The organism is thiotrophic endosymbiont of Bathymodiolus puteoserpentis (Logatchev), from assembly GCF_900127505.1.
GTDB lineage: Bacteria > Pseudomonadota > Gammaproteobacteria > PS1 > Pseudothioglobaceae > Thiodubiliella.
In genome coordinates this window covers 180,966-194,699 of record NZ_UEXF01000028.1, presented here as the reverse complement: position 1 = coordinate 194,699, position 13,734 = coordinate 180,966, and the positions used below count along the sequence as shown (strand labels likewise).

The following is a 13,734-nucleotide window of genomic DNA, read 5'->3' as shown; positions in this document are numbered from 1 at the left end:
CTTTGTCAGTTAATCATCAATGTCAATTGTTAGGTGTTAACAGAAGTGGGATTTATTACAAGCCAAAAGTAAATAACACCAAGCAATCTATCAAAAACCACATCACCAAGGTGTTTGAAAAAATACCCATCTATGGTGAGAAAAAAGTCCATCAACAATTACTTGAAGACGGCTACAAGGTGAGTTTAAACACCGTAGCACGCTATCGGCAAGAATTAGGTTTAAAGGCAGTATTAGCAGTTAAACAAGTTAATACAACTATACCAATCAAAGCACACAAGAAATACAGTTACAAGCTACGAGGGCTTAATATCAGTCATTCTAACCATGTATGGAGCACCGACATTACCTATGTCAAGATTGCAGGGGGTATGGTCTATATGGCAGCTATTATTGATTGGCATTCAAAAGCTGTTCTATCACACAGGATATCCAATACCATGGATTCTCAATTGGTAATGGGTGTACTTAATGACGCTTTAGAGAAACACCCACACCCAGAGATATTTAACACTGATCAAGGTAGTCAATATACCAGTGAGATACACACTAAACGATTAAAAGATTTAGGTATTACAATATCTATGGATGGTAAAGGTAGGGCTACAGATAATATCTGTATTGAGCGTTTCTGGAGGAGCGCAAAATGCGAAAGAATTTATTTAAATGAATATCAATCCATCAGTGATTTAATCACTGATATGGATGATTATATTGAGTTTTACAATCATCAAAGATTCCATGAAACATTGAAATATAAAAAACCAATGGATGTGTATCAAGAAAGTATAAAATTGAATCAGGAAAAGAAGAAGGTCTCTTAAGATGTTCTATATAAGAAATTTTAAAAAGTTGTCAGGGGTTTTGGGGTAATGTAAAGGCACGCTAAAGAGACAAGAAAAACAAAACATTTAACAAAAACATTACACAAAATTTACAATAAATTAGGTTGGTGATTATGCAAAACAATACAAAAATTATGATGGCAACAACGGCAATCTTAACAGTGTTAGGTGTGGGTATTTATTTATTGACACAGGGGGATTCTAATGCATTGATTAAAACCAATAATATTGGGAACGATGCTATTATTAAAGATAATAGCAATCTAAAGAATATTGTCAGTAATAACAAAAACAAATCTTTAAAAAAAATCAAACAGAACGGTTACTATAGTCACTATAATCCAAAATTGACTAATTTAGAAAATTGGAAACTTTGGCTAAACAATCTTAAAAATGGCGACTCATCTTATAATAGTTTTGAAAAAAGAATTGATGGCATACTAAGAAACCTTCCAGCTGGTGATAATATTTTTTATAGTGATATTTATGATTTATTTCTACACGACACACCATCTGGCCCAAAAAAACTCATTATTTCAATATTAGGCTCCGCTGCCACCAAAGAATCAGCAGAATTATTATACAAACTGATTAACGATGGTCTGTTGATTGAAGTAGGCGATAAACACGGGTCCTCTGATGAAGAGCTTGTAGCCAGAAGAGCAATCCGCAGTTTTGCAAACCAAAAATGGGTATATGGCAAACCCAATCGTCATGTCGCCAAGGTTATGGAAAAAAACTGGCAAGGGCTACAAAATATAATGCTCTATCGCGCTACAGCAGATTCACTGGCTTATATTGGCGAAGATAGCTCGCTTGTTTTATTCTTTGATGAATTTTTAAGTGTTACCGATCCTATTAAAATAAAAATACTCAATCAATCAGTAAAAAACTTTACTAGGGGAGGCAGTAATCCGCAAATAAAAGACAAGTTAAAGCATCACCTAGGCAGTTTCAAAGAAAACAATGAAAGATCAAGAATACAAAGACAAGTTAGCGGTCTTTTATTAGCAACCACGGGTGACGCCAGAGACAAAGAAGCAGTTCTGCGTTGGGCACAAGAGGCCCCAGGCACAGATGCAGAACAAGCCAGAGAGTTTTTTATAGCAATGTTTGAAGATGACAGTAGAGAAGATAGTGATTTAATTAGCAAACATATCAGCCGAGAAAGAATAAACTCCCCTTTAATAAGACAAGTGATAGAAGAAGAAATTGTTAATACTAATAATAGACAACAAGCATTTGAAGAAGAGATGCAAAGACAAGATCGGCTGCATAACAACAAATGGTAATAAAAAACCAACAGTTTCTAGCTTTGAATATAGACCTTATACTGATTATAAAAAGTTTGAATCTTGTGTTGCCAGCATTCACGGCACTATGTATATTGGTATTCATGGATATGTTGGTGGTAGTTATAAATTACTCGGAGGGCGTAAATCAAACTGCGTAAATCCTTAAAAAGCATTTAACCCTATAAAATCAAATGCATTAAAAATACAAGGAGAAACACAAATGAGTTTAATCAACCAAACAGAACTAAAAAGACAAATAAAATCAGGGGAATTTTTACCTTGCTTGACAACATCACAGATGAGTTTAAAAATATCTTGTGAGAGGTTATTCAAAGGAATTGTCGAGTCATCTGGGTTATCAAAAGCACCAAATATCACCCAAAGACAACAGCAATCCTAACTAGTCATCCCTTAAAAACTACACAAAACATTAATTTATAACAATAAAACTAACAATGGCATATGACGAAAGCAATTCGTTGTTTTAGCAATGTTACATTATTACCATTACCGCCTTATTCTCCAGAACTGAATCTAGTGGAGCAACTATGGCAACAGATTAAACAAAGATTTTTGTCTAATACTACATTCCAAAATTATGATGATATTGTTGAAAGATCTTGCCAGGCTTGGGATGAAATACTAAGTGAGGATGGTTTTATTGAAAACTTGTGTAGTAGGGAGTGGAGTTTTTTGGTTTAGTTGTTTTTTGAATTTGGTATTACTTCAGGTAATACATTATCAGATTCAAAATGCTCATGCATATCTCCACGAGGTGGCAATGGATTTTCAGCGGGTATTAAGGGCATTTTTGGTTTTAAATATAAGCGAATATCAAGGCCAGCTTTCTCTAATTTTATAGAAGTTGCCTCAAAACTAAAAGTATTAATAACCCTTGAAGAAAATCTGCCATTATCACTATTGATAAAAAAATTACGATAAAATCTTGGGTAATTTCTATCAGTTTTATAAATCTTTATTGCTTCTTGCGTGCTATCATTGGTTATACTCTTATTTAAAATTGTTGTAGGTAGCATGTTTAATGCTCCAGCTATTTTTGTCATCCCTAAATATTGGTAGGCTGTTACTTCTGTTGCGTTCAAGCCAGAACGAAGACTTATATCTTCATTTTTAAAATGTGAATTAAAATTTAACTCTCCTGTGGAGAAGTTCATAATATTAATAAAAGTATCAGAAGGCGGATAAGAATGCGCTTTAATTGTTAGTGCCCCATTGCTGTCGTTTGATTGTGTGGAAAACATTGTATGGGTTTCTAACAAGCTAAATTTATCAGCAGGATAAGACTTGACAATATTTTCCAGTCTTTCATACGATTCGGGAAAATTAAACAAATTATTATTCTGATAAGTGCCTTCAATAGGACTTAGTATGTCTATCTCATAATCTGCTAAATCCATGTCAACTGGAGTAACTTTAACATGCCCTGTCGGATCTATATATTTAAGTGGATTATTGCCCACATAAACATATAAATTCAAACCATCGTCGCCTTGCGAATCAGGACTTATCCATCTGGCAAGCCATGGGGCTAAATATCTGGCACCATAGTAATATAAGCCACTATTATCATCTCTTTCTTTGCCAGTGTAGCGATAGCATTTTTGTTGAACTTCGGCTTTGTTCTTGCCGGCAATAATAGCAGTACCACCATAAGGGTAGTAATGCTCATAACTGACAACTTGGGCTTTATCGTTGAGTTCTAAGGTGCTGGATTGGAGGTGACTGGTAAGTTGATAGCGGGTTTGAGTAAGATTTTGAGTAGAGTTTTGCGCTTTGTCTTTGCTAGTTTCACTGAGGATATGGGTGCCGATGTGCAGGGTATTGCTTTGTTGTTTTGCTTGGTTAGTTGAGATGTCTAATAAAGGTAGGTAGTCTCTTTGGTTTTGTACTTGATTGTTAGATTCACCCACAGTACGGACTCGTCTGCCTTGATAGTCGTAGACATAATACTCTGTGGTGTTGGCTTTGTCTGATTTAATGAGTTTATTTAAGGTGTTGTTGTAGTGCCATTCTAGGTTGTCGATATCATTTAAACCCAATAGATTGCCATTAGCATCAAAGTCAGCGGCAGACTGCTGAGTTTCGGTGCCACGATTGTTGTTAGGATGGATGGCGATGGTTTGTTGCCAAGCACTACTATTTGCTTGGTGTGAAAAGTGAGTTAAATTATTACCTATGTCGTAGCTGTAGGTTTGATGGTAGGTCTCTAATAAATTCATAAAATAATACATGGTTTTTGAGGTGATAGTTTTACTAACTTCACTGGCACCCTCTATTCTATATTGCCAAAGAAATCATAATTGATTTTTATGTCTAATATAGATAAATATATAAAACTCCAACAAATTAAGCAAAGCCATGACACCCGAGCAACAAAAAATACAATCGCTCAAGAAACAAAGGGACAATGAACTCTTAAAAAAAGGCAACAGCCTTGTTCACAGTGGACAATCAAAACACTCTATGATTGCTAAAATGAACAGGGCTTGTAAACAGTACAAAACCAATAAATTGTACCAATTACTCAAACTTCCTCTTAGCAGTTATTACTATCAAGTCAAAGGTAAGTCGCTCAATAATAATACCAACGCCATGATTAAATTCATTAAACAAACTGCCATTGAAGTTGGACACACCTATGGCAAACGCGTTTGTACAATATTGTAAAAGCATTACCCAAAACATGAGCAGACGGGGTAATTGTTGGGACAATGCAATTATGGAACGCTTTTTTTAAAAGCTTAAAGACTGAGCGATTAAACTATCAAAGCTTTGCCAATCATCAAGAAGTAGTAAAAAATGTAGAAAGTTATATTTATTTTTACAATTACAAAAGAATTCATTCAGCCATTGGGTATATGACACCTGCTCAGAAGATGGCTGAATTGAAAAAAGTAGCTTGAAATGTGTCTAAGTTGATTGGATCATTACAGTTTTTAGCGGGTCGCCTCTTTTGGATTGTTTTCTAGCGAAGCAGAAAATGAACAAGCCCACCACGAAGCAGTAAAAAGATTTAAAAAATGACGAACTTTGCTCATTAAAACAAGTAGTGAAAGCCTTATCTTTGTCACTTAAGGTTCAATCAAATACGACAAAATCCCAAACACCAAATACACCAATGAAGTGGTTGCCAAGGTTGCAGCAATCACTCGGGCAAGTTTGAGATTTTTACCCAGTAGCCTATTGTTTACTATCCAAATAATATAACCAATAATAAGTGTGATAACTAAAATACGAAGGATAAACATAGCTGAATTTATTGTTTAAGGGTTTTGGTTATTTTAGTCGCTAAGGTGAGGCTAATGCCATTGACTTTTTGCATTTCTTCAACAGAGGCTTGTTTGAGCTCTTGCAAGCCACCAAAATGATTAAGTAGCGCTGCTCGGCGTGCTTTTCCTACACCTTCAATGCCTTCAAGTGCTGAAGTCGTGCGTTTTTTACCGCGCTTTTGTCGGTGATTTTTGATGGCAAAGCGGTGTGATTCATCGCGAATGTGGTTAATCAACATCAGGGCTTGGTCGTGTGGTGGTAGGTTGATTTTTTGTGTTTTGCCCTCTTTAACCAATATCAAAGTTTCCAGCCCTGCTTTTCTACCTTCGCCTTTTGCCACGCCCACGAGTTGAATAGACTCAACACCGATGGAGTCCATCACCATAATCGCTTGATTGAGTTGCCCCAAACCACCATCAATAAACACTATATCAGGTAAGGGTTTTTTATCTTTCAATAAACGCGAATAACGCCTAAAAACCGCCTGATTCATTGCTGCGTAATCATCGCCTGGAGTGATATTTTTGATATCGAATTGGCGATATTTTTTAATCTTTGGCAATCCTTTTTCAAACACCACGCAGGACGCAGTCGTTGCTTCGCCCATGGTGTGACTGATGTCAAAACACTCCATAGTGTTTGGTAGAGATTTAAGATTAAGGGTGGTTTGCAATTGCTTGAGTTGTGTGCGTTTGGTGTACTTTGAAGCTAGATGTTGTTTTAAGTTCTCCTTTGCGGTTAAATCGGCAATTTTTAGAAAGTGGCGCTTGTCTTTTTGTGGTGTGTCAATAATCTTTGTGGACAACGCTTGGGCAATAAGTTTTTTATCTAATAATTTTTCACTGAGTAATAATTGCGCAGGTGTATCTTTGCCTAAATAATACAAGGGCAAAAAGGCTGACAAAACTTCCTTATTGTCTTTGCCCTTGGTGTGTTTTGGAAAAACACATTCTTGACCAATTTGCTTGCCTGAGCGTACAAACAATACTTCAACAGCGTGAATGCCATCTTGCATGGCGATACTAATAACATCTATATTACCCATACTTTGAGAGCTGTGCTGTTCTTGGATCGTGCGTAGGGCAATCATTTGGTCACGCAAGTGCGCTGCTAATTCAAATTCTTGATTTTTAGCGGCTGCTTGCATTTTTTGTGAGATGTTATCCAGTGTTTGCACGCCCTTTCCTGACAAAAAAAGCGACATCATTTTGACATCTTGTGCGTAATCTTTATCGCTGATTTTATTCACACATGGTGCGCTACATAGAGCAATCTGATATTCTAAACAAGGTCGTGAACGAGAACGATAAGTGGCGTTAGTACATTGCCTAACTTTAAAAATTTTCTTTAATAAATTCAACGAGTCTCGCACCACATGTGCGGATGGATAAGGGCCAAAAAATTGGTAATTTTTATGCTTTGTACCACGATAAAAACCGACTCTTGGATGCTTGTCATTAGTGATATAAATATAAGGATAACTCTTTGCATCTTTGAGCAGGATGTTATATCTAGGTTTGTGCTGTTTAATTAGCTCGTTTTCTAACAACAACGCCTGTGTTTCTGTGTTGGTAATCACCACATCAAAATCATCAATATTAGTAACCAGTACTCTGGTTTTATCATCTTGATGGGTTTTACTAAAATAACTGGATACGCGCTTTTTTAAATTTTTTGCCTTACCCACATAAATCACCATGCCCTGTTTATCAAGCATTTGATAAACACCGGGTTGCGTTGTTAAATTTTTTAGTTTTTCTGGTGTCATCGGGTAAAATAAAAAACTTTATAAAAATGTCTATTAATTAAAAAATGATTAAAACGCTACTTATTATAGGGTCTATTTTATCGATGAATATGGCTTTAGCAACAAACAATGTCTTGCCAATTGACAACTCTAATTCACCAAGTGCAGTTGCACTTAGTATTTTCGAAAACACACTATCGTCAATTAAAAATCTTAGAAAACAACAGCAAGCCACACCTGAAAATATTAAAGTATTAATTAAAGAAAAATTATTACCTAATATTGCGATAAAAGTTTCAACGCAACTAACGCTAAAAAAACACTGGCACAATCTAAACATTCAACAACAACAAATATTCCAAGACTATATCGTAAAATCTTTAATCAAAGATTACGCCGGCGTTCTTGGCTCTTATGATAAATTTGATAGCGTTAAGATTTCAGCCGACCCCAATGTAAAACGCAAAGACGATAAGGCTATCGTCAAGTTATTTATCAGCCTTAATAATGACCCAAAGCCTACTCGTATTTCTATAAAAATGATTTATTCACAACAGTGGCGTGTGTATGATGTCGTGTTTTCAGGCGTTAGTTTGATTAAAACTTACGGAGCACAATTTGATTCGCATATTAAACGCAAGGGAATTGATAGCCTAACTGAAAAATTGACAAAAAAACTTGCAAAAGATTAAGGTTGCCTTATAAATGTATAAGTTAGTTATCCAAGGTGGTAAACCCCTAAAAGGCACCATTAAAGCCTCAGGCTCCAAAAACTCTTCATTACCCATTTTATTTGCCTCTATTTTGGCAGACAGCCCAATAACGCTTAATAATACGCCACAACTTAGCGACATATCTACCACGCTCAGATTGTTAATGAGCATGGGTGCTGATTTTATTTTAGAATCAAACTCTTCCTTATTTGTTGATTCATCAAAACTCAATAATTTAGTTGCTGATTACAATTTGGTTAAAACCATGCGTGCATCAATCTTGGTGTTAGGACCTATGTTGACAAAATATGGCGAAGCTAAGGTGTCACTACCAGGCGGTTGCGCTATTGGTACACGCCCTGTTAATCTTCACTTGAAAGCATTAGAAGAGTTGGGCGCTAGTATTAGAGTTGAAAACGGCTATATTTACGCAAAAACGGATGGCTTGATAGGTGCAAATATTCATTTTGACCAAGTCACTGTTACTGCGACAGAAAATGTCATTATGGCTGCCACTTTAGCCAAAGGTACAAGCATAATTAACAACGCTGCACAAGAGCCAGAAATCTCTGACTTGTGCTGTTTCCTTAATAAAATGGGTGCAAAAATTAGTGGTATTGACACCTCAATCATCACAGTTGAAGGTGTGCCTCAATTAAATGGCGTGGAATATTCAGTCTGCTCAGACCGTATTGAAGTAGCCACTTATTTGGTCGCCGCTGCCATTACTGGTGGCTCTATTACTGTTAAAAATGCCAACCCTCAAGCGATGCGCTCAGTGCTTGGGAAGCTAATTGAAATCGGTGCTGACATTAAAACAGAAAACCAATCAATCAGCCTCAACATGAAAGGCAAGCGACCAAAAGCCGTCAGTATTAAAACGGGCACTTATCCAAATTTTCCGACCGATATGCAAGCACAATTTACCGCATTAAATACTATTGCAGATGGCCACAGTAGTATTACTGAAAATATCTTTGAAAATCGTTTTATGCACATTCCTGAGTTAATGCGTATGGGTGCTGACCTGACATTAGAGGGCAACACGGTGGTTTGTAAAGGAGTAAAATCACTCACTGGTGCACACTTGATGGCAACTGACTTAAGGGCCTCAGCATCATTAGTGTTAGCAGGATTAGCCGCCAAAGGTACTACCACGATTGAGCGTGTTTATCACCTTGACCGTGGCTATGAAACCATTGAGGAGAAATTAAAATCATTGGGTGCTGATATCGAAAGAGTGCAGGACTAAATTAATAAAAAAATTATGTTAACAATCGCATTATCAAAAGGCAGAATTCTTCAGCAAACCCTGCCATTACTGAAAAAAGCAGGATTAGAAATTGCTGATAAAGAATTAAATTCCAGAAAATTGATTCTAGACACCAATCTTGACGATGTTAAGGTAATCGTTATTCGTGCTACTGATGTTCCTGTATTCGTGCAACACGGTGCAGCTGATATGGGTATCGCTGGCAAAGATGTATTACTTGAACATGGTGCTAATGGCTTATTTGAATTGTTAGACTTGAATATTGCCAAATGCAAACTGATGGTAGCAGCAAGTGACAAAGAAAAATTAGTGCAAAACACCTTAAAAATTGCCACCAAATATGTCAATTCTGCCAAACGCTATTTTGACGCTAAAAACCAACAAACTGAAATCATTAAACTCTATGGCGCAATGGAACTCGCGCCAGTCGTTGGTTTAGCACACTGTATTGTTGATTTGGTTGACACTGGCAATACGCTAAAGGCGAATGGTCTTATACCTCTTGAACACATTGAGAATATTAGCTCTCGCCTTGTGGTGAACACTGCGTCATTCAAAACCAAAAATGCACAAATCAAAACTTGGATTGAAAGTATTGAGAAAAATCTATGATAACCAATCTTAGCTCAACTCAGTCTGATTTTCAACACAAACTTTCCAAATTACTCGCTTGGGAAAGCGTCTCAAACAAAGAAGTTGTCAATACCGTTGATAACATTATTGCCAACATCAAAGCCAAAGGTGACGCAGCACTGATTGACTACAGTATTAAGTTCGATGGTGTTAATGCTAGCAGTATGGCAGATTTAACCCTTGATGCAAACACACTAAAAACTGCCTTTGACAACTTAGACAACAAAGAAAAAACCGCGTTACAAGTTGCCGCTGACAGAGTACGCACCTATCATGAAAAGCAAAAACAAGCCACTTGGACTTATAGAGAAGACAATGGCACGATGTTGGGGCAAAAAATCACCCCGATTGAACGAGTTGGCTTGTATGTACCTGGCGGCAAAGCCGCTTACCCTTCTTCAGTGCTAATGAACGCTATCCCTGCTAGAGTTGCTGGCGTGAATGAATTGATTATGGTCGTACCAACACCCAATGGTATTACTAATCCATTGGTACTGGCAGCAGCTTATCTCTCAGGTGTAGATAGCGTTTATACCGTGGGTGGCGCACAGGCAGTTGCAGCCCTTGCTTATGGTACTGAAACGGTGCCAAAGGTCGATAAAATCGTAGGCCCTGGTAATATCTATGTAGCAACTGCTAAACGCGCAGTATTCGGGCAAGTTGGTATTGATATGATCGCTGGACCGAGCGAGATACTAATTATTTGCGATGGCAAAACCAATCCTGATTGGATTGCCATGGATTTATTCTCACAAGCTGAACACGACGAAGACGCACAATCTATTTTATTGTGTCCTGATGCAGACTTTATCGCTCAAGTAGAAGCAAGCATCGCTAAACTTTTGCCGACCATGAATAGAAAAACTATTATTGCCAAGGCTCTTAAAGCCCGTGGTGCTTTAATCCACACCAAAGATATGGCTGAGGCTATCACACTCTCTAATCAAATCGCCCCTGAGCATTTAGAACTTTCTGTTGAAGACCCAGAATCCATGCTTGATGATATTAAGCACGCTGGCGCAATCTTTATGGGTAGAAATACCTGTGAATCTTTGGGTGATTATTGTGCAGGACCTAATCATGTGCTACCTACTTCAGGCACTGCACGCTTCTCATCGCCACTCGGTGTTTACGATTTCCAAAAAAAATCTAGTTTGATTATGGTCTCTGACCAAGGCGCGAACACACTCGGCGAAATTGCTGCTACCTTGGCTGACGGTGAAGGGTTGCAGGCTCACGCTCAATCAGCCCGCTATCGTATTAAACCATAACCATTTTTATTTGGTTTCTTTATCTTTTATGCGACCAAACTATACTTAATCTGTTCAGGGAAAAGCATACTCAATGCAGAAGTTGATATTTTAAATAGCGAACCCTTTTCGCTTACTCTACCTTTAGAATCTTTTTTTATCAAATGGTCTAAAGTAATTTCTCCTTGCTCAATAAGAAGTTCAAACATAGAGGGAATTGGCTTTTTAGTATGTAAAATCTTCTGATACTGAAAATGCTCAACACCATTTATTATTGTGCTATCAGCACCTACCCAAAAAGTCTCATTATGTTTTTCTAACAATCTATTTTTCAAATCACTCATAAGCCAAATAACAAAATCTCCTATCTCTTTTTGACTAGAGTTTTCAACCAATTTATTTATATCACTATCTAATCTCAATATTAGACCTTGACTATTTCTAGTTTTCGTTGAACTGGTACAGTACAACTTAAAATTATCTTCTCTTTGATAACCAAAGGTATCAAGAATCTCACGACTACTTTTAAATTTACTGAGTTTCCAATTTGGAACTTGGGCAAAGAGATTCTTTCTACTCTCTTTTGATTTTGAAGATTTTTCTCTATATGACTTTAGTTCAATACCTTTATAATCAGGAGCTTTTGAACTATTTTGAGCAATGCCCAGTGCTGTTTCTAAAGTATGACCAATAGCTGTATCTCCTTTTTTAATAGCAGGTAAAGTACCTTGATTAGCTATATCTTGAATCTTTCTCAAAAGCTCATTAGAAATACTATTATTTTGTTTTTGTATATCTTGTACAAGTTCTAAAAGAGGATTTATAAGTAGAGATGATAATAAACTATCGATTGCTAAAGTTGAAATATTTATAACATATAATTTATCCTCAAAATAAGTAATAGCTAAAATATTATTTGCATTACTATATTCTGGCAATTTTTTAAACCAAATACGAGGGTCGCCTCTTTTCTTTTTTGCTCTAGGTCTATATAACGAAGTTTGAGATTCTATAAAACTTGATTCAGTAATCAAAAAAGTATCTTCTATAATTATTTTATGCTCTGTACCATCAGATTGAAAAACATAATCATGAATATTTTGTTCTTTTAAATAAGCTCTTACAGGAACAGTAGCATCCATGATATATTTTTCTAAAGCTGTTTTTGTAGGCTCAATTAAAGTTAATTCCACCGAATAATTTGTTAATAAAGTAACTGCTAATTTCTCTTTTTCTGTTAATGCTCTCATGAAATTAAATCTTTTATATGTTGAGCAATAACCTTTGCCATTAAAGGAGGAACAGCATTCCCAACTTGTGTGTATTGAGGAACATCTACTTTTCGCATAGCTCCACCTGTTGTCTCTTTGGATTTAAACTCAAAATAATCAGGAAAAGATTGGAATCTTGCCTGTTCTCGCACTGTCATTGTTCGAGCCAAAGTAGGATGAATAACATCATCAGGGATACTAACCACAGTAGGAGACGGTTCAATAGCTTTTAATGGTCGCTGAGAATGTTTTTTTGTAGCCAATTCAAGTACAGTATCAATCAATTCATTTTTATCTCTAGCTATAACCATATCATCAGGAGAAAGAGCTGGTACTTTTGCATTTACTAAAGCTTTTTCAATCTCATGGTAATAAACTTTATCAGAAGTAGCATTATATTTTGAAGCAATATTAAAAACTTTTGTAGAGATACCTTGTTCTGAAAAATACTGATAAAGCCTAAATCTTTTTTTAATTTTATCAGAATGATTTCGTAAATTATGATTAGATAACTCTTCTTTTTTATGTTTTATCACTTTTTTAAAAGCACTCTTTTTATTTAAAATATTAAGATATTTTAAATTTCTATTCTCTTCATCGTATAAATCACCTATTGCATCATAAACTGACAGAATATCCTTTTCTTTAATTGTTGGTATAGGACAAAGAGGAGAACCAATATTTCCATCAAAAAAGTTTGATGAAAACCAAATATCAGTAGTCGCTGTTAATGATTTTACTTCTGCTATATCTTTTCTAATACCTAATAAAAAAACTCGTGGACGATGTTGAGGAACACCATAATGCATAGCATTTAATTGTAACTCTTGTACTATATATTGAGGGCTATTTTCACTATTACCCACACCTGATTCAAGTACTTTTTTAATTTTTTGAAATGGAGAATCTTCATTGTGCTTATTGAATCTTCTTCTCATTCCTACAACATTTTCCATTAAAACAGCTTTTGGTTTAAATATCTCTACATACTCTAAAAATTGCCAAGGTAATTCATTTCTATGGTCTTTAGGATTTCTTTTCCCTGCCATAGAAAAGCCTTGACATGGAGGACCTCCAATGATTAAATCAGTTAAAGGTAGTTTTTCTTTTAATTGATCAATAAATTCTTCATTTTCTAATAGAGTAATCGTCTCTCCAACATACAATCCTGTCTCAATTTTTTTTTCAGTAGATTGGTTTAAATAGGTTTTCCAACTCTTATCACTATCAAGTGGTTTAATAAGATTATGATAAAAAGTTTCTGATGCCATAGGAGACTTTTCTATAGCTAAGCCAAGCTTAAAACCAACTGATTCAAAACCAAGAGAGAGTCCGCCACAACCAGCAAATAAATCTATATATTTCATATTATATTAAAATAAGAAAAAGTTCAGGATGATTTTTACTTGATGAATT

13 protein-coding genes and 1 pseudogene are annotated in these 13,734 nt (G+C 35.8%); 10 read left to right on the top strand and 4 right to left on the bottom strand.

From position 1 onward, the window contains the following. The 4 genes from BHECKSOX2_RS05225 to BHECKSOX2_RS05210 all read left to right on the top strand — a co-directional run. Positions 1–824: IS3 family transposase (locus BHECKSOX2_RS05225; protein WP_180323672.1), on the top strand; the 824-nt coding region annotated here is incomplete at its 5' end. Positions 825–958: 134 nt separating this feature from the next. After that, a complete protein-coding gene (locus BHECKSOX2_RS05220) occupies positions 959–2,137 on the top strand; it encodes a hypothetical protein (protein WP_139682742.1) in 1,179 nt (392 codons plus the stop codon). A gap of 223 nt (positions 2,138–2,360) precedes the next feature. Then, a complete protein-coding gene (locus tag BHECKSOX2_RS05215; protein WP_139682740.1) occupies positions 2,361–2,540 on the top strand; it encodes a hypothetical protein in 180 nt (59 codons plus the stop codon). A gap of 62 nt (positions 2,541–2,602) precedes the next feature. After that, positions 2,603–2,842: a transposase gene (locus tag BHECKSOX2_RS05210; RefSeq protein WP_139682739.1), complete on the top strand. Its 240-nt coding sequence runs from the start codon at positions 2,603–2,605 to the stop codon at positions 2,840–2,842. On the opposite strand, the gene BHECKSOX2_RS10235 is transcribed toward BHECKSOX2_RS05210, so the two are convergent. Then, a complete protein-coding gene (locus BHECKSOX2_RS10235) occupies positions 2,839–4,380 on the bottom strand; it encodes an RHS repeat-associated core domain-containing protein (protein ID WP_245391319.1) in 1,542 nt (513 codons plus the stop codon). The two genes, BHECKSOX2_RS05210 and BHECKSOX2_RS10235, sit on opposite strands and share 4 nt — an antisense overlap. A gap of 139 nt (positions 4,381–4,519) precedes the next feature. Between BHECKSOX2_RS10235 and BHECKSOX2_RS05200 the strand changes: the two genes are divergently transcribed. Next, positions 4,520–4,828 (top strand): hypothetical protein, encoded by a 309-nt coding sequence (locus BHECKSOX2_RS05200; RefSeq protein ID WP_139682738.1) that lies wholly within the window; start codon positions 4,520–4,522, stop codon positions 4,826–4,828. 4 nt (positions 4,829–4,832) lie between these two features. Further along, a pseudogene (locus tag BHECKSOX2_RS05195) lies at positions 4,833–5,064 on the top strand (integrase core domain-containing protein); the annotation flags it as partial. Positions 5,065–5,417: 353 nt separating this feature from the next. Here the strand turns inward: BHECKSOX2_RS05195 and uvrC are convergent. Further along, positions 5,418–7,199, bottom strand: coding sequence for an excinuclease ABC subunit UvrC (gene uvrC, locus BHECKSOX2_RS05190; RefSeq protein ID WP_139682737.1), 1,782 nt, complete (start codon positions 7,197–7,199; stop codon positions 5,418–5,420). A 44-nt stretch (positions 7,200–7,243) separates the two neighbouring features. Between uvrC and BHECKSOX2_RS05185 the strand changes: the two genes are divergently transcribed. The 4 genes from BHECKSOX2_RS05185 to hisD are packed head-to-tail and all read left to right on the top strand — an operon-like array spanning position 7,244 to position 11,068. Then, positions 7,244–7,870, top strand: a complete 627-nt coding sequence (locus BHECKSOX2_RS05185) for an MlaC/ttg2D family ABC transporter substrate-binding protein (protein WP_090717137.1) — start codon at positions 7,244–7,246, stop codon at positions 7,868–7,870. A gap of 13 nt (positions 7,871–7,883) precedes the next feature. Next, entirely contained in the window at positions 7,884–9,143 is a 1,260-nt protein-coding gene (gene murA, locus BHECKSOX2_RS05180) for a UDP-N-acetylglucosamine 1-carboxyvinyltransferase (RefSeq protein ID WP_139682736.1), read from the top strand. Between the two features lie 15 nt (positions 9,144–9,158). Further along, positions 9,159–9,776 (top strand): ATP phosphoribosyltransferase, encoded by a 618-nt coding sequence (gene hisG, locus BHECKSOX2_RS05175; RefSeq protein ID WP_139682735.1) that lies wholly within the window; start codon positions 9,159–9,161, stop codon positions 9,774–9,776. Further along, positions 9,773–11,068: a histidinol dehydrogenase gene (hisD, locus tag BHECKSOX2_RS05170; RefSeq protein ID WP_139682734.1), complete on the top strand. Its 1,296-nt coding sequence runs from the start codon at positions 9,773–9,775 to the stop codon at positions 11,066–11,068. The genes hisG and hisD overlap by 4 nt, the downstream gene beginning before the upstream one ends. Positions 11,069–11,094: 26 nt before the next feature. Here hisD and BHECKSOX2_RS05165 read toward each other — a convergent pair whose 3' ends face one another. Together BHECKSOX2_RS05165 and BHECKSOX2_RS05160 are read right to left on the bottom strand one after the other, a co-directional pair. After that, positions 11,095–12,297, bottom strand: coding sequence for an MvaI/BcnI family restriction endonuclease (locus BHECKSOX2_RS05165; protein ID WP_139682733.1), 1,203 nt, complete (start codon positions 12,295–12,297; stop codon positions 11,095–11,097). After that, positions 12,294–13,685: a DNA cytosine methyltransferase gene (locus tag BHECKSOX2_RS05160; RefSeq protein ID WP_139682732.1), complete on the bottom strand. Its 1,392-nt coding sequence runs from the start codon at positions 13,683–13,685 to the stop codon at positions 12,294–12,296. Before BHECKSOX2_RS05160 ends, BHECKSOX2_RS05165 begins: the two co-directional genes overlap by 4 nt. Between the last annotated feature and the right edge of the window lie 49 nt (positions 13,686–13,734).